Here is a 23,257-nt window from a genome sequence, read left to right as displayed (position 1 = left end):
CTCGGAACACGAGCGGTAGATGCAAATGAGCACAATGAACTTTGCAGAGAAGGCCGGCTCCCAAGCCGCCGAAACGGCTGTCGCCGACCTGGAATCGGCACGCCGCACGCTGGCGACGGAAGCCCGCGGGCTTGAGATCCTCTCCCAGTCCCTGGGTGAGGCCTTCGTGCAGGGCGTGAACGTCCTGGAAGCAGTCCAAGGGCGCGTCGTCGTCACCGGCATGGGCAAGAGCGGGCACATCGGCTGCAAGATCGCGGCAACGCTCGCCTCCACCGGCACGCCGGCACAGTTTGTCCACCCCGCCGAGGCCAGCCACGGCGACCTGGGCATGATCACCCGCAAGGATGCCATCATTGCTCTGTCCAACTCCGGCAACACACCGGAACTGGGCTCGGTGATCGCCTACAGCCGGCGTTTCGAGATTCCCCTGCTTGCCATCACCGCCAAGCAGAACTCCATCCTGGCGGAAGCCTCCGACGTGCTGTTGCTGCTGCCGCCGGTCGAGGAAGCCTGCCCCATGGGCCTGGCACCCACCACCTCCACCACCGTCACTCTTGCCCTGGGCGACGCGCTGGCCGTGGCGCTGCTCGAGCGGCGGGGCTTCACGCCCGAGGACTTCAAGGTGTTCCATCCGGGCGGCGCCCTCGGCAAGCGCCTAGTGCGGGTCATCGACGTAATGCATGGCCCGGCGGAAATGCCGGTATGCAGTCCCGATACGCCAATGAGCGAAGCCATCCTGCTGATGACCGCCAAGACCTTCGGCGTCGTCGGCGTGCTCAACGAGGAAGGCGCCTTGTCCGGGGTCATCACCGACGGCGACTTGCGCCGCCACATGGGTGATCGTCTGCTCGCCCAAGCGGCGGGCGACGTGATGACCGGGCATCCGATCACCATTCATCCGGGCGCCCTGGGCGCCGAAGCCCTCAAGATCATGAACGCCAAGCGCGTCACCTGCCTCTTCGTCGAGGAAGGTGGACGGCCGGTGGGCTTGGTGCGCCTGCACGACCTGCTGCGCGAGGGTGTCGCCTGAACGACCGCGCCATGCCAGCAGACACGCCTCCCGCCCCCCGCCGTCCAAGGCCCCATGACATGGGGCGGCGGCGGCTGGTCGCGCTGGGAAAGCTCGTTGTCCCGGCGATCGGCGCGCTGGTGATCGCCGCTCTGGTGGCCCTGCCTCTTTTGCGTTCCGATCCCCTGGATGAGCCACCCGAGGCCGCTCAACGCGAAAACGGCGCGGTCGACCTCTCGGCAGGTGTCATCGCGCCCCGCTTTGCGGGACTGGACGGACAGGGCCGGCCCTTCACGGTGACCGCCTCCACCGCCGACTTTGCCACCGAGGACCAGCGCTTCGTCCGACTTGATCGTCCCGAAGGAGATCTGACGCTCTCCGATGGATCCTGGGTGGCCATCACCGCGGCGCGAGGAGTGTACGACCGGGAAGATCAATTGATGCAATTGGCGGAGGAGGTCACGCTGTTCCACGACGAGGGCTTCGAAGTGGTCACCGAAAGCGCCTGGCTCGACATCCCCGGCGGCCGGGCCGAGGGGCACGATCCGGTGCAGGGCCAGGGCCCGGTCGGCCATATCAACTCCGAGGGCTTCCGAATCGAGGAACGTGGGGCAAAGGTTGTCTTTACCGGCCAGTCCCGATTACTACTGTATGAAGAACCACAAGAGGGGGACCTGCCATGATACGTGCGCCTGCAAGGCTGTTGCTCGGGCTTTGCCTTGCCCTCCTCCTGGCCGGCCAGGCCATGGCGCAGGCCACCTTCAGTGATGGCGGCTCCCTGGAGATCATCGCCGAGGAAGGCATCGAGTGGCAGCGCGAGGAGCAGGTCTACCTCGCCCGCGGCAATGCCGTGGCCCGCCGGGACGACATGACGGTGCGCGCCCAGGTGCTTGCGGCGCACTATCGCCGTGACGACGAGGGGCAGGAACGCATCATCCGGGTGGAAGCCATCGGCGGCGTCATCGTGGAAACCGCCAACGAACGGATGACCGGCGACCGTGCGATCTACTACGTTGACGAGCGGTCTTTCCGGGTCACCGGCGACGACCTGCGCCTGGAGACCGATACGGAAGTGGTCACGGCGGAGGAAAGCCTGGAGTACTTCGAAGCGGCCGAGGGCGGCCCGCTGGCCGTGGCGCGCGGCAACGCCGTGCTGCGCCGGCCGGCCGCGGGGGAGGAAGTGCGCGGCGAGGTGATTTCCGCCCGCTTTTCCGGTACGGACGGACCAAGCCGTGAAAGCCTGGTCGAGGTCCAGGCCGAGGGCGGTATCGAGGTCAGCAGCGACAGCGTCGTTGCCCGGGGTGCGCGCGGGGTCTACTACGCTGCAGAGCAGACAGCCGTGCTGGATGGCGACGTGAAGGTGACGCGTGGCCAGACGCAGTTGAATGGCGAACGGGCCGAGATCGACCTGCGCACCGGCGTCAGCCGGCTGCTCGCCGGGGAGGGAACGCCGGTGCGCGGCCTGCTGTCCCAGGACGACCTACCCGGTGATGACGTACCTGGTGATGATGTCTCCGGGGACGAACCTGCTGAAGGGGAGAGCGAGTGACACCCGATCTGCACAGCCCGCAAGGCACGGACGCCAGGGTAACCCCCTTGCCGCGCGCGGTGCCGGAAGCGCGCGGTCTGGAAGCCGTTTCCATCGGCAAATCCTTTTCCGGGCGCATCGTGCTGCGCGACGTCACCCTGCGCCTGCGCCGCGGCGAAGCGGTCGGTCTGCTCGGGCCCAACGGCGCCGGCAAGACCACCTGTTTCTACATCATATCGGGACTGCTGGCGCCTGACGCGGGCTATGTGGCGCTCGACGGGCAGGACGTGACCGACCTGCCCATGTACCGACGCGCGCGGCTCGGCATCGGCTACCTGCCGCAGGAAGCCTCGATCTTCCGCGGCATGACGGTGGAGCAGAACATTCGCAGCGTGCTCGAGGTCGTCGAGAAGGACCGGGGCCGGCGCCGCCAGCGGCTGGAGCAGCTGCTCGACGAGTTCTCCATCACCCATCTGCGCCGCTCCCCTGCCCTGGCGCTGTCCGGCGGTGAGCGGCGGCGCTGCGAGATCGCCCGAGCCCTTGCCGCCGATCCGCGCTTCATTCTATTGGACGAGCCGCTGGCCGGGATCGATCCCATCGCCGTGGCCGACATCCGTGAACTGGTCCTGCACCTCAAGGATCGGGGCATCGGCGTGCTGATCACCGATCATAACGTGCGCGAGACCCTCGATATCGTCGACCGCGCCTACATCATCCACGACGGCCGTGTCCTGATGGAAGGGCGGCCGGACGAGATCGTCGAGAACCCCGACGTGCGCCGGGTTTACCTGGGCGAACGCTTCAGCCGCTGATCGCCCCTATGCCGCCACGTCACAGCCTGGTTCTGCGCCCCACGCAAAGCCTGGCCATGACGGCACGCCTGCAGCAGGCGATCAAGCTGCTGCAGCTCTCCCAGAGCGAACTGGAAGCCTTCGTCGAGGCGGAGCTGGTCGAGAACCCTCTGCTCGAGCGGGCCCAGGATCTGCCGGATGCCGCCGAGACGGGTGACGGGCTCGAAGCAGCGCAGACACTGGCTGCAGAGGCTCCATCGCAGCAGCCCACGGACTGGTCGGACTGGGACGAGAACGGGATCGAGGAGTCCTGGCCGTCCCAGGATCTTTCCGCGCCAGCAACCGCTGGAGAGGACTCCGACTGGTCCCTGGAACACCTCCCGCAGCCCGAAATCGGATTGCGCGAGCACCTCCTGGAACAGCTCCGCCTGGAACGGTTTAACCAACAGGAACGCGCGCTTGCAGCCGCGCTGATCGATGCCCTGGAGCTGGACGGGTACTTGCGCGCTGAACTGCCCGAACTGGCCACGGACCTCGGGTGCCCGCCGGCCAACCTGGAAGCCCTCATCCCGCGCCTGCAGGACCTGGAGCCCAGCGGCGTCTTCGCCCGATCACTGCCGGAGTGCTTTGCCTTGCAGCTGGCCAGGCTCAATCGGCTGGACCCAGCCATGCAGACGCTGCTGGACAATCTGCCGCTGCTTGCCGAAGGCCACTGGTCGCGGCTGCAGACGCTCTGCGGCGTCGATGAGGACGACCTGGCTGAGATGGTGGGCGAACTGCGTCGACTGGACGCCGCGCCCGGTGCCACATTTGACGCACCGCTCCCTGAAACACGGGTGCCTGAGGTGCTGGTGACGCGCGACGGCGCTGGCGACTGGCGGGTCACTCTCAATCCCGAGAGCCGGATCCAGGTGAGCGTGGACGGCGCCGCCTATCAGCAACTGGTGCGCCGCTGTCGCACAGCAGACGAGAAAAGCTATCTCTCGGAGCACTATCAGGCTGCCCGCTGGCTGGAACGCAGCCTGCAGCAGCGCGGTGACACGCTGCTGCGAGTCGCCGCAGCGCTGGTCGATGCCCAACGCAGCTTCTTCGAGCAGGGCGCCGCCGGCCTGCGCCCCCTCACCCGGCGTGCCCTCGCCGAAAAACTGACGCTGCACGAATCCACCGTCAGCCGGGCCATTGCCAACAAGCATCTTGCCTGTCCGCGCGGCACCTTCGCGCTCAGCTATTTCTTCACCACGGCGATTGCCGGCGCCGAGGGCGACGCCCACGCGGCCGAGAGCATCCGGCAGAGGGTTCGCAGCCTGATCGAAGGGGAATCGCCAGACGCTATCCTCAGTGACGAGGCCTTGGTCGCCCTGCTCAAGCAGGATGGCATCGAGATCGCCCGACGTACCGTGGCCAAATACCGGGAAGCAATGAACATTCCGACATCGCGGCAACGCCGGCGGCAGGCCCGGCTAGCCGGATGACCGGTCGATTATGCTTTTTCCGGCTTGCAGCCCGCAGAATGCGGGTCGATATTCAGGGGACCGGAGGCTTCCTGCGAAGGGGTGGCAGGGGGAGTTGACACCCTGAGGGGGCGAACCTATGGTCCGGCCGCTCGCGAACAGGCCCCCTGAGCGAGGGGAGATGCCGGGCTTCGGAGCCGAGGAAAGATAAATGCAGTTGTCGGTTAAAGGTCGGCATGTCGATACCGGCGATGCCTTCCGCCAATACGCCTACGACCGCCTGAGTGGAATCCTGGACAAGTACTTTGGCGATGCCATTGAGGCCAGCGTCACGCTGTCCAAGGATGCCTTCCTCTTTCGTGCGGCCTTATCGATCCACGTCGGCCGGGGCCTGCTGCTGCAGGCCACGGGCGAAGCGCAGGACGTGCATCCTGCCTTCGACATGGCGGCGGATCGTCTTGCGAAGCAACTCCGGCGCTATAAGCGGCGTTTGCGCGACCATGGGCGGATACCGGCCACGGCCGCGGACGTGCTCCCGGCGCAGCAGTACATTCTCGCACCCGAGAATGTTTCAGAGGAAGCGGCCGCAGAAGAACCGGACGGCAAGGAGTCGCTGAACGGCGACCAGCCGCTGGTCGTCGCGGAAATGCAGACCGAGGTGCCCAACCTGACGGTGGGCGAAGCGGTGATGCGCATGGATCTTGCAGATCAGCCCGCGCTGCTGTTCCAGAACCGGGCGCACGGAGGGATCAACATGGTGTACCGCCGGAACGACGGCAACATTGGGTGGATAGATCCTCTTGGAAATCGCGACGGCTAGACGGCACGCCGGGATCCGTACAATGGAAATCGCCGATATGCTTAGCCCTGAAGGGGTCATTCCGGCTCTGCGCGTCACTAGCAAGAAGCAGGCCTTGCAGGAACTGGCGCGGCGCGCGGCCGAGGTCGTAGGCCAGCCGGAGCGGGCCATCTTCGAGGTGCTGGTTGAACGCGAACGCCTGGGAACCACGGGTGTGGGGAACGGCATTGCCATTCCGCACGGCAAGCTGGCCAACCTCGATCGCCTTCACGCGCTCTTTGCGCGTCTGGAGACGCCGGTGGACTTCGACGCCATCGACGAGCAGCCGGTGGACCTGGTGTGCGTGCTTCTTGCGCCCGAACAGGCTGGAGCGGACCATCTCAAGGCCCTGGCGCGGGTTTCCCGCCTGCTGCGCGACCGCAGTGTGTGCGAGAAGCTGCGCGGCAGCGACAGCCGGGATGCGATCTACGCGCTGCTGACCGAATCCGCGAATAGCCGCGCCGCCTAGCGGCTGACTGTGCCGCAGCCCCGCGCGGAGTGACCGGCGGGGCTGGACCAAACGATTTGGCTCAGTGGGTACTGAGCGGCTCCATGTCGTGCTGGCGGATGGCGGCGAAGGCGAGTGCCTGACTGGCCGCAACGGCTATCTGCGTACCGTCGGCAGCGAAAATGGCGTACAGTTCACCATCCTGGTTTTCGGACTTGCGTACGTACGCGACCTGATTGACACCGACGCTGGCGAAATCGGTTGGCGAAATGTGACGCAGTGTCTGAAGTCTGTCCTGCATGATTCAACTCCTTTGAGCGACCGCCGCTATCCCGCATTGCGGCCAAGGCGACGATCCATCCGTGAAAATAGTCTGGCTGTTCAGGTGAGGGCCTTGCTGCCGGTCCCGCTGCGCTCGATATCGATGCGGCGGACCACCGGCTCTTCGATTGGGCGGCGCAGATCGATGTGCAGCAGGCCATTGTCCAGGCGCGCCGACTCCACCTCGATGCCGTCGGCCAGGACGAAAGCCCGCTGAAACTGACGGGCGGCAATGCCGCGATGCAGGAAGACCCGATCCTCGGACTCCGGCTCCTGCCGGCCACGTATCACCAGCTGGTTGTTCTCGATCTGGACGCTGAGCTCGGCTTCGGAAAAGCCGGCGACCGCGAGGGTGATGCGCAGATGCCCATCATCGATCTGCTCAACATTATAGGGGGGATAGCCGTCCCCCGTGCTCTTGTTCATACGATCCAGTGCACGCTCAAGCTGGTCGAATCCGAGCAGCAGGGGAGAATTAAACAGGGTTGCGCGACTCATCAGGCCTCCTCGTAACGAGCAAGGTCATTACCATCCACCCACGTCCCTTTAGGGCCCGCCGGTGGCAAGCGACCCGAGAATCGGCGTCGCCTGAAGTATAAATGGTAAGACCGCGTTCCGCGGTCAAGCTTCCGGGCATCTCAGCGCAAGGCCACGCCCCGTTCAATCCCTTCCGCCCAATCGCTCTCGTCGGGCAACAACCCGCTGTGCTATGAAGCCGCATGCCGTCCAATCAGCCTTCCCGTCCCACCGGCACAACGGATCTGGGTGGTCTCGTGATCGCGGCCGCCTCGTCAGGCTGCGGCCTCACCACAGTCTGCGCCGCCATCCTGCGCGCCCTCTGCCAGACGGGACGAGGCGCTGCCGGTGCCAAGGCCGGCCTCGATCCTGGTCCGACCCTGCTGCAGAGCCGCGCGACCGGGCGTGGCGCCTACAATCTCGACACCTGGGCCATGCGCCCGGAAACCCGCGCCGCCCTGCTGGCGGACGCCTATGGCGACAGCGACCTGCTGCTCATCGAGGGCAGTGACGGACTGTTCGACGGCGATGCCGCCGGTCTGGGCGCGACGGCGGATCTGGCTGAGGAACTCGCCCTGCCGGTGGTTCTGCTGATCGACGCCCAGGGCCTGACCCATTCCGTCGCCGCCCTGATCGAGGGCTTTGCCCGCCATCGCAACACACTGCCCATAGCCGCGGTCATCCTGAACCGCGTGGCCGGGCCCGCGCATGAGACGCTGCTGCGTCAGGCGCTGCAGTCGACCGGCACGCCGGTGCTGGGTGCCATTCCGGAAGCACCGGAACTTGCACTGCCCACACAGTCTGAGGCCTTCCTGGATGGCGCCGCCGCCGTGATCGCGCGCAGCCTGGACCTCTCCGCCCTGGCCGCGCTTGCGCAGCCGGTGCGCCTGCCCGCGGAGCCGGCGGAGGACCCGGGGCTGGCGGCGCCCGGACACCACCTCGCCATCGCCCGCGACCAGGCCTTCGCCCCGCTCTACCCCCACCTGCTCGATGCCTGGCGGGTCCAGGGCGTCGAGCTCTCCTTCTTCTCACCGCTGGCCGACGAGGCACCCGCTCCCGCTGCCGACGTCATCTGGCTGCCCGGCAGTCCCGCTCCAAGCGGCCTGGCGCCAGAGACGTTCGACAGTCTGGTGCAGGCTAAGGCCTTCCGGACGGGACTGCAGGCCGCCGCGGCGGACAGGCGGCACATCTACGGCGAGGGCAGCGGCTTTATGCTGCTCGGGGAAAGCCTGCTCGACAGCAAGGGCCTGGAGCATCCGCTGCTGGGTCTGCTGCCGCTGCGCTTTGCCCTGCCCACCCGGCGCACGCTGCCGGGCCGTCAGGCCCTGACTCTGTCCAGCCCCGGTCTCTGGGGCAAACTCGGCACCAGGCTGCGCGCCTGCGCCTGGGAGGATGCGGTCCTGCGCTGGCAGGGCCTCGGCGAGCCGCTGTTCCAGGCCTTCACACCCCTTGGCGATGCGCTCGGGCCGGCAGGCATCGCTCGCGATCGTGTCGCGGGCTCGCTGCTGCGGCTCGTCGACCGGAACACCCCCTGACCGAACCACACCTGACTGAACCACACCTGACTGAACCACAATGGACGGCACAAACGTGAGCGACAGCTATCCCTTGTCCGCAGGACAACTGCACCAGCAACGCTTTCGCCTGCGTCCCTGGATCCGCACGCGCCTGTGGGCCCAGGTTCTCATCGGGCTGGTGGCGGGGCTCGTGGTGGGAACCCTGCTCGGCCCCGATTTCGGCCTGCTGGATCCGGCAACCGCGGAAGCCGTCGGCAGCTGGCTCGCTCTGCCCGGACAGCTCTTCCTCGGCCTGATCGCGATGGTCCTGGTGCCACTGATCTTCACCTCGATTGTACAGGGGCTGACCGGAGCCGCCTCCGGAGCCGAACTGAAGGCTGTCGGCCTGCGCCTGGCCGTCTTCATCATCGCCACCACCTTCGTGGCCGCCGGCATCGGTGTCAGCCTCGCCCTCTGGCTGCAGCCGGGTGCGGGCATGGCCGCCTTGATGCCCAGCAGCGCTGCGGCCGTGCCAGCAGAAGCCGCAGCCTTCAGCGCTGCCCAGGCACCGGACATCATTGCCGACATCCTGCCCACCAACCCCACCGCCGCCATCGCGCAGGGCGACATGCTGGCGGTGGTCGTGCTGGCGCTGCTGGTGGGAATCGCCGCGACGCAGGTCAGCCGTGAGCGCGCGGAGCCCTTTCTCAGGGTCCTCGATGCCCTGCTCTCCATCGCCATGGTGATCGTGAAGTGGGCCATGTTCCTGGCGCCCTTCGCCGTCTTCGGCTTGATGGCCCAGCTCGTCATGCGCATCGGCCTGTCCAGCCTGGCGGCCATGTCGCACTACGTGGGCACGGTCCTGCTTGGGCTGGCGCTGCTGATGGCTCTCTATCTCACCCTGGCGGCACTGTTCGGCGGACAGGGCCCGCTGGGCTTTCTGAAGGCGGCAGGCGGCAACCTGCTCCTGGCCTTCTCGACTTCGAGTTCTTCAGCCGTGATGCCGGTGACCATCGAGACCGCGGTCAACCGCCTGCACGTACCGGCGAACATCAGCAATTTGGTCGTCCCCCTGGGCGCCACCATGAACATGGCCGGCACGGCGCTTTATCAGTCGGTGGCGATCCTCTTCCTGGCGCAGCTGTCCGGGATTGATCTTTCGACGGGGCAGATGATCGTGATCGTCGTGACCCTGGTGGCTTCCTCCATCGGGGCGCCCGGCACGCCCGGCGTCAGCATTGCCATCCTCGTCAGCGTCGCCGCCGCCTTCGGCATCCCCGCCGAGGGCCTGGTGATCATCCTGGGCGTCGACCGCATCCTGGACATGTCGCGCACCACGGTGAACGTGACCGGCGACCTCACGGCGTGTCTCCTCTTTCGAGGCACGATGGTCAGCCGGGAAACCGCCCAAGCTCAACGGGTCGGGGCGTAATCCAGCGGCACGGCGGTGGTGTACTTGATCTGCTCCATGGCAAAGGCCGATGAGACCTCGGAGAGATCGGCCACGGCGATCAGGCGCTTGTAGACGGCATCATAGGCGGCGATGGAGGGGACCTGCAGCTTGAGCAGGTAGTCGGTGACGCCGCTCATGCGGTAGAACTCCACGACCTCGGGAATGGCCGCCGCCCCCTTGGCAAAACGCTCCAGCCAGTCTGGGTCGTGCCGGTCGGTGCGCACCATGACGAAGACCGTCACGCCGGCATTCAGCTTGCTCGCATCCAGCAGGGCCACCCGCTTGCGAATCACCCCGGCCGCCTGCAGCGCCTGCACCCGCCGCCAGCAGGGCGTGGTCGACAGCCCGACGCGCTCGGCCAGCTCGGAAAGGGAGCGCTCTGCGTCCTCCTGCAGAAGGGCCAGAATCTTCAGATCATGGATGTCGTAGAATTCTTTCTTCATTATCGCTCTACTCTGGAAAATTATTCCTGATATGGAGCATCAACCACGAAAGAACGCAAAGTCTTTCTCTCCGTACAGGGATAGCCTTCCCCTCCATTGGTGGAGTTGATCCACAAACGCCATCGCGGGAGGCAGCGCCGAGCATGAAGAGACTGTTCACCGAACACCCGGCCTCGGTCGGCGAGACCTACTTTGCGCACATGGGCCAGGCGCTCTCCTTCGCCGGGCCGCTGTTCATGGCGTCCCTGGCCTGCCTGGTGCACGCGGCCTTCCCCTTCCTCTGCGTGAAGACCGGCAGCCGCGCCGTCACCCACCTGCACCAGCGCATGGTCACCCAGCGCGACCGCCGCGCCGCGCCGGCCCCGCAGCAAGCCACCCTGGCAGCCAAGGACGCGTAACAAAGGTGATTGGTGTGGAGTCTAGGTTTCCCCGCTCACGGCCGGGTCCCGCTCGATGCCCGACTGCCGGGCCTGGAAGCAGAGTCGCTCGACGGTGAGAGTGTCGAAGCGCCCCAATATCTCCTCCTGCATCTCAAGCCAGAGGGGGCGCACGACGCGCTGGCCGATCTCGGAGCCTTCCGGCTCCAGCAGCGGGTCGGGCGTGCCCTCGAGCTGGCGCACGACGCGGATGATCTCTCCCACCGTGATGCTGTCGCTCGCCCGGGCCAAACGATAGCCGCCGCGCGGCCCGCGCTGCCCCTGCAGCACCTTATGATGCACCAGATGCTGCAGGACCTGCTCGAGGTAGCGCCGGGGAATGCCCTGGCGCCGTGAGATCTCACTGGAACGGACCAGGCCGGTATCGGCGTGGAAGGCAATGTCGACCACCGCCTCTATGGCGAAGAGCAGCTTCTTGGAAAGGCGCAGCATTGCCGGCTCAATCCCCGCCGGTCGCGGCGGGATTGTCGACGCCGGTGGAGCCGAAACCGCCGCTGCCGCGCAGGGTGTCCTCCAGGTCCGCCACCTCCTGCCACTGCACCGGCAGATAGCGCGCCACCACAAGCTGGGCGATGCGCATGCCGCGCTCGATCCGGAAGGCTTCCTGGCCGTGGTTGATCAGCACGGCCTTGATCTCGCCGCGATAGTCCGCGTCGATGGTCCCCGGGGCGTTGAGCAGGGTGATGCCATGCTTGAGCGCCAGGCCCGAGCGCGGGCGGACCTGCCCTTCCGTTCCCGGCGGCAGGGCAATCGCCAGACCGGTCGGCACCGCCTGCCAGGCCCCGGCCTCAATCGTCAGCGGCGCCTCTACTGCGGCCAGCAGATCCAGGCCGGCGGAGTCCGCGGTGGCCGCCTCGGGCAAAGGGAGGTCTGCGGCATGGGGCAGACGGCGGATGGCTACGGCTGTTGCGGCGGTGCGCTGCTGGCTCATGACCGCGCAGTTCCGGCAAGCTGTTCTGCGATGCGCTCGACCAGGCGCCGGGCCACGGCCTGCTTGTCCAGCCGGGGCCAGGCTTCCGCCCCCTGCTCGTCGATCAGGGTGATCTGATTGTCGCTGCCGCCGAAAGTTCCGCTGTCCGGTCCGACGTCATTGGCGAGGATCCAGTCGCAGCCCTTGCGCCGGCGCTTGGCGGCAGCGTGGGCCGCGACCTGTTCCGTCTCCGCCGCGAAACCAATGAGCAAACGCGGCCTCTCGTCGCCGGCCTTGCCCAGGGTCGCGAGAATGTCGGGGTTCTCCGCCAGGGTGAACTCGGGCAAGCGGCCGGCCTCCTTTTTGAGCTTCTGCTCCGACAGCCCGGCAACACGCCAATCGGCCACGGCCGCAGCACAAACAGCGATATCGACCGGCAGCGCCGCCATGCTGGCCTCAAGCATCTCCTGGGCGCTTTCGACCCGCACCACCTCGACACCCGGCGGATCGGGCAGCGTGACCGGACCGCTGACCAGCAGCGTCTGGGCACCGGCGGCCGCCAGGGCCTCGGCGATGGCATGGCCCTGCCGCCCGGAGGAGCGGTTGGCGATGTAGCGCACGGGGTCGATGGGCTCGTGGGTCGGGCCGCTGGTGACCAGGGCGCTGAAGCCCTGCAAGGGCTTCGGCTGGCCGAAAGCAGCCTCGACCGCCGCCAGGATCTCGGCCGGCTCGGCCATGCGGCCCGGCCCGAACTCGCCACAGGCCATGGCACCCTCACCCGGCCCGACGAACACAACACCACGAGACTGCAGCGTCGCCAGATTGGCCTGGGTTGCCGGATGCTCCCACATGCGCACGTTCATGGCCGGGGCGGCCAATACGGGTTTGTCGGTGGCCAGCAGGGCGGTGGTCGCCAGATCATCCGCCATACCGGCGGTCATCTTGGCCAGCAGGTCGGCGGTGGCCGGCGCCACCACCAGCAGGTCGGCATCGCGGCTGAGCTGGATGTGGCCCATCTCGGCCTCATCGGTAAGGGAGAAGAGCTCGCCGTAGACCTTGTCCTCGGTCAGGGCCGAGAGCGAAAGCGGCGTCACGAACTCGGCGCCGGCGCGGGTCAGAATGCTGCGCACCGAGGCACCACGCTCGCGCAGCCGGCGCACCAATTCCAGGGACTTGTAGGCGGCGATGCCGCCGCCGACGATCAGGAGGATGCGTTTGCCCTGCAGCATCGCTCAGCCCAAAACCTCTAACCTGAAGGGCGACTTCGCCCGCTGCGGGCAGTCTTTCACCGCCTTCCCGGGGAGACAAGCAGAGAAAGCGCCGCCGCCAAGGCGGTTTTAGACCGGATCGCGTTCAATTGGATCGCAAGGGTTTCAGATTGAACGCGTGAATCCGGTCTAACACCAAACAGGTAGTGCAGATTCACGCGTTCAATTGGAATCGCATTCCAATTGAACGCGATCTGCACTAATCGTCGAGCACCACAGCGCGCAGGTCGTAGGCATCGGCTTCGACCACGCGGGCGCGCACGATCTGGCCAGGCTCCACCCAGTCGGCATCGTCCAGGTAGATCGCGCCGTCGATCTCCGGCGCATCGGCGTAGCTGCGGCCGACCGCGCCCTCTTCGTCCAGCGCGTCCACCAGAACGTCCAGTTCCTGGCCCACCCTGGCCTGCTGCTTGGCGGCGCTGATGGCCTGCTGCTTGGCCATGAAGCGCTCCCAGCGCTCCTGCTTCACCGCTTCCGGCACGGCGCCCTCGAGCTCGTTTGCGGTCGCGCCGCTGACGGCCTCGTACTTGAAGCAGCCGACGCGATCGAGCTGGGCCTCGTCGAGCCAGTCGACGAGAAGCTGGAAATCCTCCTCGGTCTCGCCGGGAAAGCCGACGATGAAGGTCGAGCGGATGACGAGTTCCGGGCAGATCTCACGCCAGCGGGCCAGCCGCTCCAGCACCCGGGCGTTGTTGGCCGGGCGGCGCATGGCCTTCAAAACCTTGGGGCTGGCATGCTGAAAGGGGATGTCCAGGTAGGGAAGGATCTTGCCCTCGGCCATGAGGGGGATGACCTCCTCCACGTGGGGATAAGGATAGACGTAGTGCAGCCGGACCCAGATGCCGAGCTCGCCAAGCGCGCGGCAGAGATCGGTCATGTGGGTGCGCAGCGGCTGCCCCTGCCACTCGGACTCGGCGTGGCGCAGGTCCAGGCCATAGGCGCTGGTGTCCTGGCTGATCACCAGCAGCTCCTTGACCCCGGCATCGGCTAGACGCTTGGCCTCCCAGAGCACCTCCTTGATCGGCCGGCTGACCAGGTCGCCGCGCAGCTGGGGGATGATGCAGAAGCTGCAGCGGTGATTGCAGCCTTCGGAGATCTTGAGATAGGCGTAGTGGCGCGGCGTCAGCCGCAGGCCTTCCGGCGGGACCAGATCGACGTAGGGGTCATGCGCCGGCGGCGCCACCTCATGCACCGCCTCCATCACCGCCTCGTACTGATGCGGCCCGGTGATCGCCAGCACCTCGGGGTGACGCTGGCGAATGATTTCCGGCTCCGCGCCCAGGCAGCCCGTCACGATCACCCGGCCGTTCTCGGAAATGGCCTCGCCGATGGCGTCCAGTGACTCATCGCGGGCGGAATCGAGGAAGCCGCAGGTGTTCACCAGCACCAGGTCGGCGCCCTCGTAGTCTGCGGAGATATCATAGCCTTCGGCCCGCAGGCGCGTGACGATGCGCTCGCTGTCGACGAGCGCTTTCGGGCAGCCGAGACTGACGAGCCCGACGCGGCGGGCGGCGGTGGCGGACATGGCGGAACTCCGGGTAAAAGCAGGCCCGGGAAGTATCGCGTCCGCGCAGCCGACGCAAGGAAAAGCCGGTTGCTCCGACCGCTATCAGCCTCGTCCGTCGGATAGGAACTGATAGAGCCAGGTTTCGGTGAGCGTTTGATCCTCGTTGCGCAAATAGAGCCGCAGTTCCACGGCATCCGGCGTCTCTTCCGACAGGTCGAGGTCGAAGTGCGCCCGCCAGCGTTCGGTGCCCGGCACCCGTTCGGCGTAGATGTAGGAGAGTTCACCGCGGCTGGCCTCGACCTCGACCTCCACCTTCGCGTCCAGCGGCAGGTCGGGCAAGACGCCGCCGGCGAACTCGACCACGAACTTCGTGACCCCCTCCGGCCGCGGCAGACCGGCCTGCCCACCGCGCCCCATGCGGGTGGCCACGCAGCGCGCGAGCGCGCGCGCCGGGAAGGGTTCGTTTGCCGCCCAGTAGAGACGATAGTCGAAGCTGAGTGCATCGCCGGCCTGGGGCGCCTCGCCGGGCACCCAGAAGGCGACGATGTTGTCGTGTATCTCGTCGTCGGTGGGAATCTCCACCAACTGCACGGCGCCCGTGCCCCAGTCGCCCAGGGGCTCGACCCAGAGGCTGGGCCGGTCCTGATAGCGCACGCCGTCCAGATAGTGTTCGCGATTCCGGTCGCGCTGCATCAACCCGAAGCCGCGCGGACTGGCATCGGCAAAGGCGGCGACGCGCACCTGGGTGGGGTTGTTGAGCGGCCGCCAGATCCGTTCCCCCTTCCCGGTCCAGAGCTGCAGCCCGTCACTATCGTGCACCTCCGGGCGCCAGTCCTCGCGGTAGCGCATGCCGTACTCGGAGTACCAGAACATCGAGGTCAGGGGTGCGATGCCGAGCCGCTCCACCTCTTTGCGCATGAACAGGCGCGCGGAGACTTCCATCTCCACATGCTCCTTGCGCCAGCAGAGGAAGCGATAGGCGCCGGTGACGCTGGGACCGTCGAGCAGGGCGTAGATCACGGCCGGCTCTTCCGGATCCTGCGGGCTTTCAATCCAGAAGGCGACGAACTCCGGAAATTCCTCGGCTTCCGACGCCGCCACATCGACGGCCAGTCCCCGGGCCGAAAGGCCGTACTGGCCCAGTTCCCCGATGGCCCGAAAGTAGGAGGCGCCGAGAAAGGCCAGCCAGTCCTGCGTGCGCCAATCGGCCCGGCCGTTCTCCTCCTGAAAGCGGAAGCCGGCAAAGCCTGCATCCTGGGGCAGTTCCCGGGCGGGGCTGTCCTCGGGCATCTCGAAGTCGCCGGAGCGGTAGAGCACTTCCCGGGCCTGCCCCTCCTGCAGCAGGTGCATGCGCACCGGCCGGGGAAAGAACTGGCCCAGATGGAAGAAGGTCACCGGATAGCGCCCGGGGCCCTCAGCATGCGGTGCGCGTCCCGGCCGGAAGCGCAGCCGTCCGTGGGCATCGTAATCGATCTGCTCGATCACCTCCGGCGCGACCACGCTTCGTTCCTGAAAGTCCTGCTGCGCCATCTGCTGCGCGCGCTCCACCAACCCCTCGAAGGAGAAGTCTTCGGCCTCCCCCAGCGTCAACTCCGGCGCCGCCTCCTGCAGCGCGCCTTGCTGGGCCAGCACGGCGCGGGGCAAGAAACCAGCGCCGGCCAGGAAGCTCGCGGCACCGGTGGCCGAGAGGAGTGCGCGTCGCGAGAAAGCGGCAGAAGTCGAGGTCATGAGGCAGTGATCCGGCTGTGGTGGAACAGGCAGCGCGACAGGACAGCAGCGCCGGGAACCGCAGATAGGTTCCGCGGCGCATCACCACCAGAGGTGAAGCATGTCAGCTTCGTGACCGTCATGGGACCAAGCCCGGCCGCAGCCATTCGCACAACAGGGCACCGGCGGGGCTTGACGCCACCGCGGCGGCGCAGGAGAGAAAGGCATGGCGCTGCCCGACCTCTCCAAACGTCTGCTCTACCGCGACGGCCTGCTGCTGGTGATCGACAAACCTGCGGGAATCGCCGTGCACGCCGGCCCCGGCGGCGGCCCTTCGCTGGAGGCTGGCTTCGACAGTCTGCGCTTCGGCCTGCCCCGCCCGCCGGCCCTGGCCCACCGCCTCGATCAAGACACCAGCGGCTGCCTTGCTCTGGGGCGCAACCCCAAGGCCCTGCGCAAGCTGGCGGCCCTGTTTCGCGAGGGACGGGTGGAGAAGGTCTACTGGGCCCTGGTGATGGGCGCGCCGCCCAAGCCTGAAGGACAGCTGGATCTGGCCTTGGAGAAAATTTCGAGCCGCGATGGTGGCTGGCGCATGCGCCCGGCGGACAGTGGCGGCCTTCGGGCAAGCACACGCTGGCGGATCCTGGGCAGCGGCGGCGGGCTGACCTGGCTGGAACTGCGCCCCCTGACCGGCCGCACTCATCAGATCCGGGTGCACTGCGCGGCGCTCGGTTGCCCGATTCTGGGCGACCCGGTCTATGCCACCACCCGTCCGCCTTCGGGCCTGCGCCTGCATCTGCACGCGCGCAGCTTGAGCCTGCCGCTCTACCGCAGCAGGGAGCCTGTCGCGGTGACCGCGCCGCTGCCGGACGACATGGCCGCAACGCTGGAGACGCGCGGGTTCGCGCTCAGCCCAGAGCAGCGCTGAACCTGCGCAAACTCTCAGGCGGTGGCGAGATCGGCGCGCAGGCGCGCCAGGGCCAGCACGGTTTCAAGCGTGGGTGTCTCCAGGGACAGACGGCGGCCCAGTTCGACCACGACGCCCAGCAGGGCCTCGACCTCGATGCGCCGGCCGGCTTCCAGGTCCTGCAGGCTCGAGGGCTTGAAATCGCCCAACCTGCAGGCGATGGCGAAACGCTCCTCGACGCTCATGCCGAAGCGCACGCCCAGGGCCTCGCCCACCTGCTGCGCCTCGCGCATCATGCGTTGCAGGAGTGCCGCCACCTCGGGCCGCTCGGTCATCTGCCGCACGGTCCCGCCGGTGAGAACGGCAGCAAGATTGAGCGAGAGGTTGCCCCAGAGCTTGACCCAGATGGCATCACGAATGCGCGGGTTGAGTTCCGCCGGCAGGCCGGCCGCGGTGAAGGCCTCCACCAGCCGGCGTCCCCGCTGCGACTCCTGGCCATCGGGTTCGCCCATCAGGTAGTGGCCGATCTGCGTCACATCGACCAGGCCGGAGGGCTCGACCGCGGCCGCGATATAGAGGACGCAGCCCAGCACACGCTCCGGCGGCAGGCCGCGCCAGAGCACCCCGCCAGGATCCACACTTTCCAGGACCTGGCCTTCCCACGCGCCGCCAACAGCATGGTTGTACCACCAGGGCAGGCCGTTTTGGGCGGCAAGCAGCGTCGTCTCCGGCCCGCAGAGCGCGGCAACGCCGTCGACCACGGCCGGCAGGGAATGAGCCTTGAGCGCCAGGATGACAGTGTCCTGTGGCCCGAGGTGCGCCGGATCGTCGCTCACCGGCAGGCGCGTCGTGCTCTCCTGCCCCTCGACGCGCAGCCGCAGACCCTCATCACGAACCTGCGCCAGGCGCTGGCCACGCGCGATCAGCACAACCTCGTGACCGGCATCCGACAGCTTCGCGGCCAGCACACTGCCCACCGCACCGGCACCGTAGACCGCTATGCGCATCACCGTCCTCCCGGGGCCATCAGATCAGATCGCCCAAACCGCCCCAGAGCAACAACCGGGCCAGAACCGCAGCCAGCAGGGCGCTGCAGGGAACCGTGATGATCCAGGCCGCTGCAATGGTGAAGACATGCGAGCGGCGCACGAGATAGCGCTTGCGCTGCTTTTCCGCCTTGGCCCGCAGCTTGGCCGTCTCGACGGCGCCGCGATCTTCGATGGGCATGGCCTCCGGCGGCGGCTCCATGCGGAAGATCCGGGCGCGCTTGCTTGGTTCGCGTTCCTGATTGGCAAAATGCTCGCGCAGGAAGCCCACGCCGAAGAGCGCACCAATGGCTGTGTGGGTGGAACTGACCGGCAAGCCCAGGGCCGAGGCGATGATGACGGTGATGGCTGCGGAAAGCGTCACGCAGAAGGCACGCACGCGATTGAGCTTGGTGATCTTGGAGCCGACGGTGCGGATCAGCTTCGGCCCGAAGAGTGCCAGGCCGACGGCAATCCCCCCGGCACCCACCAGCAGGATCCAGAAGGGCAGCACCACCTCGCCGCCGGCAACCCCACCATCGAGCGCAGCGTGGACCGCCGAGAGCGGGCCAATGGCGTTGGCGACGTCGTTGGCGCCATGAGCAAATGACAGCAACGCCGCGCCGCCAATCACGGGGATGGTGAAGAGGTCGCCCAGGCTGTAGGTGCCGTCGCCGGCCACCGCCAGCTTGGCCTGCACGCGCGGACGCACCAGGAAATAGGTGGGCACAGCCAGCAGCAGACCCACCGCCAGCGCCATCCAGAAGGAAACGGGCAGAACCTGGTTCAGGCCCTTCATCATCAGGTAGGACGCGAAGGCACCGACCATGATGGCGACCAGCAGGGGAACCTGGACCGCCGCAGCGGAAAGGCGGTCCGGAGCATCGTAGACCGAGCGTTTGAGGTAGGCGAGAAAGCCCGCGGCGATCACGCCGCCCATGACCGGGGAGACCACCCAACTCGCCACGATGCTGGCCACCACTGACCAGTCCGCCACGCCCAGGCCCGCCATGGCCACGCCGCCGCCCAGCACGCCGCCCACCACCGAGTGGGTGGTGGACACCGGCGCATTCAGCCAGGTCGCGAGGTTAATCCAGAGCGCCGCGGCAAAGAGCGCCGCGATCATGGCAATGACGAAGTGCTCGATACTGGGCATGCGCGACGGATCTATGATGCCCTTGGACACCGTCTCCACCACATCGCCGCCGGCGATGATGGCGCCCGCCGCTTCGCAGACGGCGGCGATCATCACGGCCACGCCGATGGTCAGGGCCCGCGACCCCACCGCCGGCGACATGTTGTTGGCCACATCGTTGGCGCCGATGTTCAGGGCCATATAGGCCCCGATCACCGTCGCCCCGACCGCAACGGCCCATACCCCGCTGACCCCGACCTGAAAGGCTGCGAAAACCGCCGCAGCCACCAGGAAGAGCAGGGCAAGGCTGAATGGCACCAGGCCACGCGCGATGTCCTGTGCCCCATACTCCATGCGGGAGAGGCGCTTGAGATCCTTGTCGAGTTTCGTCTTGGCCAAGCGTCGCTCCGTTTGCCTCTACGGGAGCCTGATCAACCGCGCAGGCTGCCGCCGGTTGCCTTGGTAACCTGCTGTACGATCTTTGCCGAGACCGCTTCCAGTTCCGCCTCGGTCAAAGTCTTGTCGCGCGGCTGCAAAGTCACCGCGAGCGCCAGGGACTTGCTGTTTTCCGGCAAACCCTTGCCACGATAGAGATCAAAGACCTCGACCTGCTGGATGAGCTGCTTGTCAGCGCCCTTGGCCGCACGCACCGCCTTTTCCGCTGGGACAGCCTCGTCTACCACGAAGGCGAAGTCCCGCACCACAGGCTGGAAGGCCGGCAGGTCGGCCGGCGGCTTCGCCTTGCCGCCCTTCTGCTTTGGTTGCGGCAGAGCGTCGAGGAAGACCTCGCAGGCCACCACGGGACCGCGGGCGTCGAAGGCCCGCAGCACCCGCGGGTGCAACTCGCCGAACCAGGCCAGAACCTTGGGGCCGAGTCGCAGCGCACCGGAGCGGCCGGGATGGTACCAGGCCGGGGCATCGGACGAGGCCTGGAGATTGGCCACCGGCGCGCCCAGGGCCTCCAGCACGCGCTCGGCATCGGCCTTGGCATCGAAGGCGTCCACAGGCCGCGCTCGGTCCAGCCAGTGGCGGGAGATCGCCTGTCCGGCACGCAGGGCCGCTGCCACATTGGCCTGGTCTTCAGGCGCGGTCCCGCTGTACTGCGGCCCGATTTCGAACACGCCCACATCGGGATAGCCGCGATCGGCATTGCGCGCGGCTGCCTCCAGCAGGGTCGGCAGCACCGAGGGGCGCATGACGTCCAGGTCGCTGGAAATGGGGTTGTCGAGTCGCAGGGCCTCGTTGTCCCAGCCGAAGGCCCGGGCCTGGCGCTCGGCCACGAAGGAGAAGGTCACCGCCTCTTCCAGTCCAGCCCAGGCCAGCGCCGTGCGCGCGGCCGCGCCCCGCTTCTGGGAGAGGTTGAGTGCGGCCGTCGGCAGGCTGCTCTCTCGCGGTAGGGAGACGGCGGGAATGGCCTCATAGCCGTTGAGGCGCAGGACCTCTTCCACCAGGCAGGCCTCGCCCTCGATGTCACGGCGCCAGGTCGGCACGCGGCAATCGAGCGTGCCTTCCGCGCTCTCCGACACCTCGAAGCCGAGCGTGGTCAGCAGCGCCTGCTGGCGTTCGGCGGACACGTCGACGCCGCCCAGCGCCGCCACGCGCCCCGGCCGAAGCGAAACGCGCCGCTCCTCGGCGGGCAGCTCACCAGCAGCCACGGTGTGGCTGGCCTCACCGCCGCAGAGTTCGAGGATGAGGCGCGTGGCCACATCCACGCCCCAGGCTGCGCTTTCGGGGTCCAGCCCGCGCTCGAAGCGATAACGGGCATCGGAATGGATGCCGAGGCGACGGCCGGTGAAGGCGACCATGATTGGGTCGAAGAGCGCGACCTCGAGGAAGACGTTGCGGGTCTCCTCGGTGCAGCCGGAGAGCTCGCCGCCCATGATGCCGCCGATGCCTTCCGGCCCGTTGTCGTCAGCGATGACCAGGGTTTCCGGATCCAGCGCATAGGTCCGGCCATCCAGCGCCAGGATCTCTTCCCCGTCGCGCGCAAAGCGCATGGTGGGATGACCCTTGACCTTGTCGGCATCGAAAACGTGCAGCGGCCGCCCCAGGTCGTAGGTCACGTAGTTGGTGATATCCACCAGCGCGGAAATCGGCCGCAGCCCGATGGCCTTGAGCCGCTCCTGCAGCCAACGCGGGCTCGGGCCGTTGGTGACCCCACGGTAATAGCGGCCGGCGACGTAGGGGCAGGACTGCTCCCGATCGGCCGGCAGATCGCGCCGCCAGTCGAGCGGGCTGTCGAAGGACCCCTCGGTCGGCGCCATCAAGGCGGACGGCTTCAGGCGTCCAAGGCCCGCCGCGGCCAGATCGCGCGCCACACCGCGCACACCCAGGCAGTCGGCGCGGTTCGGCGTGATCGCGATCTCGATCACCGGATCGTCGAGACCCTGCAGGCTGGCGAAGGACTGCCCCACCGCGAGGCCCTCGCCCGCTCCCAGGTCGATGATGCCCTCGTGGTCGTCGGACAGGCCCAACTCACGCTCGGAGACCAGCATGCCGTTGGACTCGACACCGCGAATGACGCCCTTCTTAAGGTGGACGTCGGTGCCGGGAACATGGCTGCCCGGCGGAGCGAAAACGCCCCACATGCCGGTGCGGGCATTGGGCGCGCCGCAGACGACCTGCACCTCGCCCTCGACCGTCTCCACGCGGCAGACGCGCAGGCGATCGGCATCGGGGTGCGGCTCGGCGGCAAGCACGCGCGCCACGGTGAAGGGGCGTAAAGGTGCGGCGCGATCCTCGACGCCTTCGACCTCGAGCCCCAGCATGGACAGTTTCTCGACGATCTCCTCCAGGGAGGCCTCGGTCTCCAGATGGTCCTTCAACCAGCTCAGCGTGAATTTCATGACGTCACAGCCCCCGCACCATGGAGGGCACCTCCAGCGGCAGGAAGCCGAAGTGCCGCAGCCAGCGAATGTCGCTTTCGTAGAAGGGGCGCAGGTCGGGCATGCCGTACTTCAGCATGGCGATGCGCTCGATGCCCATGCCGAAGGCAAAGCCCTGATAGCGCGTCGGATCGATGCCGCAGTTGGCCAGCACCTTGGGATGCACCATGCCGCAGCCGAGAATCTCCAGCCAGTCCTTGCCCGGACCGATGACAAGCTGCCCCTTCTCCCGTGAGCAGCCGATATCCACCTCCGCCGAAGGCTCGGTGAAGGGGAAATAGCTGGGGCGGAAGCGTACCGGCAGGTCGTCGACGCCGAAGAAGGCGCGGCAGAAGTCGATCAGCGTGCCCTTCAGGTGGCCCATGTGAGTCTTCTCGTCGATCACCAGGCCCTCGACCTGGTGAAACATGGGGCTGTGGGTCGCATCGCTGTCGGCGCGATAGGTGCGCCCGGGCACGATGATGCGGATCGGCGGCGTAGTGGTCTGCATGTGCCGGATCTGCACCGGCGAGGTGTGGGTGCGCAGCACCGGGCGCTCTCCGCCCTCATCAGCATCGGCGGCCGGGGGCTTCAGATAGAAGGTGTCGTGGTCCTGGCGCGCCGGGTGCCAGGCCGGGATGTTGAGGGCTTCAAAGTTGTGGAAGTCGTCCTCGATGTGCGGGCCTTCCGCCACGGAGAAGCCCATTTCGCCGAAGATCGCGATCAGCTCGTCGATGGTGCGGCTGAGCGGGTGCAGGTGGCCGACACTCTGTGCGCGGGACGGCAGAGAGACATCGACCCGCTCCTCGGTCAGGCGCGCTTCCAGCGCCTCTTCCTCGAGCACGGCCTTGCGCGCCTCGATGGCGGCGGCCAACGCTTCCTTGACCTGATTGAGCGCCTGGCCCCGGGCCTTGCGCGCCTCGGGATCGAGCTGGCCGAGCGTCTTCATCCGCTCGGTGACCAGACCCTTCTTGCCAAGTGCGCGCACGCGCAATGCATCAAGCGCGGAGAGGTCCGGCGCCTGCTCGGCGGCCGAGAGCAATTCGGCCTTCAGACTGTCGAGATCGTCCATGGACTTCCTTCCGGCATCGCCTCAAGTGGCATCGCGGGTCTGTCCCCGCGGCGCCGACAAGGGGCCGGTGGAAAGGCCGGAACCGGACTGCCGCACCGCGGGGCCACGACAGTCCGGAGCAGGGACAGGGA

General features: G+C 67.3%; 23 protein-coding genes. 11 read left to right on the top strand and 12 right to left on the bottom strand.

The features are described 5' to 3' along the window. Nucleotides 1-34 precede the first annotated feature (34 nt). From ABZ720_RS03580 to ptsN, 7 genes are all read left to right on the top strand, one after another. Nucleotides 35-1,030 (top strand): KpsF/GutQ family sugar-phosphate isomerase, encoded by a 996-nt coding sequence (locus ABZ720_RS03580; RefSeq protein ID WP_438264077.1) that lies wholly within the window; start codon nucleotides 35-37, stop codon nucleotides 1,028-1,030. A gap of 59 nt (nucleotides 1,031-1,089) precedes the next feature. Beyond that, nucleotides 1,090-1,692: an LPS export ABC transporter periplasmic protein LptC gene (lptC, locus tag ABZ720_RS03575; protein ID WP_366553889.1), complete on the top strand. Its 603-nt coding sequence runs from the start codon at nucleotides 1,090-1,092 to the stop codon at nucleotides 1,690-1,692. After that, on the top strand, nucleotides 1,689-2,558 hold the full coding sequence (locus ABZ720_RS03570) for an LptA/OstA family protein (protein WP_366553887.1): 870 nt from the start codon (nucleotides 1,689-1,691) through the stop codon (nucleotides 2,556-2,558). The genes lptC and ABZ720_RS03570 overlap by 4 nt, the downstream gene beginning before the upstream one ends. 47 nt (nucleotides 2,559-2,605) lie before the next feature. After that, nucleotides 2,606-3,349 carry an LPS export ABC transporter ATP-binding protein gene (gene lptB / locus ABZ720_RS03565; protein ID WP_366554426.1) on the top strand — a complete coding sequence of 248 codons (744 nt, stop codon included), beginning with the start codon at nucleotides 2,606-2,608 and terminating at the stop codon, nucleotides 3,347-3,349. Between the two features lie 8 nt (nucleotides 3,350-3,357). Beyond that, nucleotides 3,358-4,800, top strand: coding sequence for an RNA polymerase factor sigma-54 (gene rpoN / locus ABZ720_RS03560; protein ID WP_366553885.1), 1,443 nt, complete (start codon nucleotides 3,358-3,360; stop codon nucleotides 4,798-4,800). 190 nt (nucleotides 4,801-4,990) lie between these two features. Continuing rightward, nucleotides 4,991-5,599, top strand: a complete 609-nt coding sequence (gene hpf, locus ABZ720_RS03555) for a ribosome hibernation-promoting factor, HPF/YfiA family (RefSeq protein ID WP_366553883.1) — start codon at nucleotides 4,991-4,993, stop codon at nucleotides 5,597-5,599. Between the two features lie 22 nt (nucleotides 5,600-5,621). Further along, nucleotides 5,622-6,086, top strand: coding sequence for a PTS IIA-like nitrogen regulatory protein PtsN (gene ptsN, locus ABZ720_RS03550; protein WP_366553881.1), 465 nt, complete (start codon nucleotides 5,622-5,624; stop codon nucleotides 6,084-6,086). 61 nt (nucleotides 6,087-6,147) lie between these two features. Here the strand turns inward: ptsN and ABZ720_RS03545 are convergent, their stop codons facing one another. Beyond that, nucleotides 6,148-6,366 (bottom strand): DUF1150 family protein, encoded by a 219-nt coding sequence (locus tag ABZ720_RS03545; RefSeq protein WP_366553879.1) that lies wholly within the window; start codon nucleotides 6,364-6,366, stop codon nucleotides 6,148-6,150. Between the two features lie 80 nt (nucleotides 6,367-6,446). Continuing rightward, a complete protein-coding gene (locus ABZ720_RS03540) occupies nucleotides 6,447-6,884 on the bottom strand; it encodes an Hsp20 family protein (RefSeq protein WP_275822148.1) in 438 nt (145 codons plus the stop codon). Between the two features lie 221 nt (nucleotides 6,885-7,105). Between ABZ720_RS03540 and ABZ720_RS03535 the strand changes: the two genes are divergently transcribed. Both ABZ720_RS03535 and ABZ720_RS03530 read left to right on the top strand, forming a co-directional pair. Then, nucleotides 7,106-8,437 (top strand): cobyrinic acid a,c-diamide synthase CobB, encoded by a 1,332-nt coding sequence (locus ABZ720_RS03535; protein ID WP_366553876.1) that lies wholly within the window; start codon nucleotides 7,106-7,108, stop codon nucleotides 8,435-8,437. A gap of 55 nt (nucleotides 8,438-8,492) precedes the next feature. Beyond that, a complete protein-coding gene (locus ABZ720_RS03530; protein ID WP_366553874.1) occupies nucleotides 8,493-9,830 on the top strand; it encodes a dicarboxylate/amino acid:cation symporter in 1,338 nt (445 codons plus the stop codon). Here ABZ720_RS03530 and ABZ720_RS03525 read toward each other — a convergent pair. Continuing rightward, nucleotides 9,812-10,294, bottom strand: a complete 483-nt coding sequence (locus tag ABZ720_RS03525; protein ID WP_366553872.1) for an Lrp/AsnC family transcriptional regulator — start codon at nucleotides 10,292-10,294, stop codon at nucleotides 9,812-9,814. The two genes, ABZ720_RS03530 and ABZ720_RS03525, sit on opposite strands and share 19 nt — an antisense overlap. Before the next feature lie 143 nt (nucleotides 10,295-10,437). Here ABZ720_RS03525 and ABZ720_RS03520 point away from each other — a divergent pair, with 143 nt between their 5' ends. Beyond that, nucleotides 10,438-10,692: a DUF6356 family protein gene (locus ABZ720_RS03520; protein ID WP_366553870.1), complete on the top strand. Its 255-nt coding sequence runs from the start codon at nucleotides 10,438-10,440 to the stop codon at nucleotides 10,690-10,692. Nucleotides 10,693-10,713: 21 nt separating this feature from the next. Here the strand turns inward: ABZ720_RS03520 and ABZ720_RS03515 are convergent, their stop codons facing one another. The 5 genes from ABZ720_RS03515 to ABZ720_RS03495 all read right to left on the bottom strand — a co-directional run bounded on the left by ABZ720_RS03515 (nucleotide 10,714) and on the right by ABZ720_RS03495 (nucleotide 16,144). Continuing rightward, on the bottom strand, nucleotides 10,714-11,163 hold the full coding sequence (locus tag ABZ720_RS03515; protein ID WP_366553868.1) for an RrF2 family transcriptional regulator: 450 nt from the start codon (nucleotides 11,161-11,163) through the stop codon (nucleotides 10,714-10,716). Nucleotides 11,164-11,170: 7 nt separating this feature from the next. Continuing rightward, nucleotides 11,171-11,662 carry a dUTP diphosphatase gene (dut, locus tag ABZ720_RS03510; RefSeq protein ID WP_366553866.1) on the bottom strand — a complete coding sequence of 164 codons (492 nt, stop codon included), beginning with the start codon at nucleotides 11,660-11,662 and terminating at the stop codon, nucleotides 11,171-11,173. Then, nucleotides 11,659-12,870: a bifunctional phosphopantothenoylcysteine decarboxylase/phosphopantothenate--cysteine ligase CoaBC gene (gene coaBC / locus ABZ720_RS03505; RefSeq protein ID WP_366553864.1), complete on the bottom strand. Its 1,212-nt coding sequence runs from the start codon at nucleotides 12,868-12,870 to the stop codon at nucleotides 11,659-11,661. Before coaBC ends, dut begins: the two co-directional genes overlap by 4 nt. Nucleotides 12,871-13,108: 238 nt before the next feature. Continuing rightward, nucleotides 13,109-14,434: a 30S ribosomal protein S12 methylthiotransferase RimO gene (gene rimO / locus ABZ720_RS03500; protein ID WP_366553862.1), complete on the bottom strand. Its 1,326-nt coding sequence runs from the start codon at nucleotides 14,432-14,434 to the stop codon at nucleotides 13,109-13,111. An 84-nt stretch (nucleotides 14,435-14,518) separates the two neighbouring features. Beyond that, nucleotides 14,519-16,144: an OpgD/OpgG family glucan biosynthesis protein gene (locus tag ABZ720_RS03495; protein WP_366553860.1), complete on the bottom strand. Its 1,626-nt coding sequence runs from the start codon at nucleotides 16,142-16,144 to the stop codon at nucleotides 14,519-14,521. A gap of 205 nt (nucleotides 16,145-16,349) precedes the next feature. On the opposite strand from ABZ720_RS03495, the gene ABZ720_RS03490 reads away from it, so the two are divergent. After that, nucleotides 16,350-17,051, top strand: coding sequence for an RluA family pseudouridine synthase (locus ABZ720_RS03490; RefSeq protein ID WP_366553858.1), 702 nt, complete (start codon nucleotides 16,350-16,352; stop codon nucleotides 17,049-17,051). Between the two features lie 14 nt (nucleotides 17,052-17,065). On the opposite strand, the gene ABZ720_RS03485 is transcribed toward ABZ720_RS03490, so the two are convergent. The 4 genes from ABZ720_RS03485 to pheS are packed head-to-tail and all read right to left on the bottom strand — an operon-like array spanning nucleotide 17,066 to nucleotide 23,126. Continuing rightward, complete coding sequence (locus tag ABZ720_RS03485; protein ID WP_366553856.1) at nucleotides 17,066-18,037, bottom strand: ketopantoate reductase family protein; 972 nt, start codon at nucleotides 18,035-18,037, stop codon at nucleotides 17,066-17,068. 19 nt (nucleotides 18,038-18,056) lie between these two features. Beyond that, nucleotides 18,057-19,589: an inorganic phosphate transporter gene (locus ABZ720_RS03480; RefSeq protein ID WP_366553854.1), complete on the bottom strand. Its 1,533-nt coding sequence runs from the start codon at nucleotides 19,587-19,589 to the stop codon at nucleotides 18,057-18,059. Between the two features lie 32 nt (nucleotides 19,590-19,621). Then, nucleotides 19,622-22,036 (bottom strand): phenylalanine--tRNA ligase subunit beta, encoded by a 2,415-nt coding sequence (gene pheT, locus ABZ720_RS03475; protein WP_366553852.1) that lies wholly within the window; start codon nucleotides 22,034-22,036, stop codon nucleotides 19,622-19,624. Nucleotides 22,037-22,040: 4 nt separating this feature from the next. Further along, the gene (gene pheS / locus ABZ720_RS03470) at nucleotides 22,041-23,126 is read right to left on the bottom strand and encodes a phenylalanine--tRNA ligase subunit alpha (protein ID WP_366553850.1); all 1,086 of its coding nucleotides are present in this window, start codon (nucleotides 23,124-23,126) and stop codon (nucleotides 22,041-22,043) included. Nucleotides 23,127-23,257: the final 131 nt, after the last annotated feature.

Origin of the sequence: Aquibaculum sediminis (assembly GCF_040712085.1) — a bacterium.
Classification (GTDB): domain Bacteria; phylum Pseudomonadota; class Alphaproteobacteria; order Kiloniellales; family DSM-21159; genus Aquibaculum; species Aquibaculum sediminis.
Note: the sequence above shows the minus strand (reverse complement) of the source record. Positions and strands in the feature narration are given on the sequence as shown.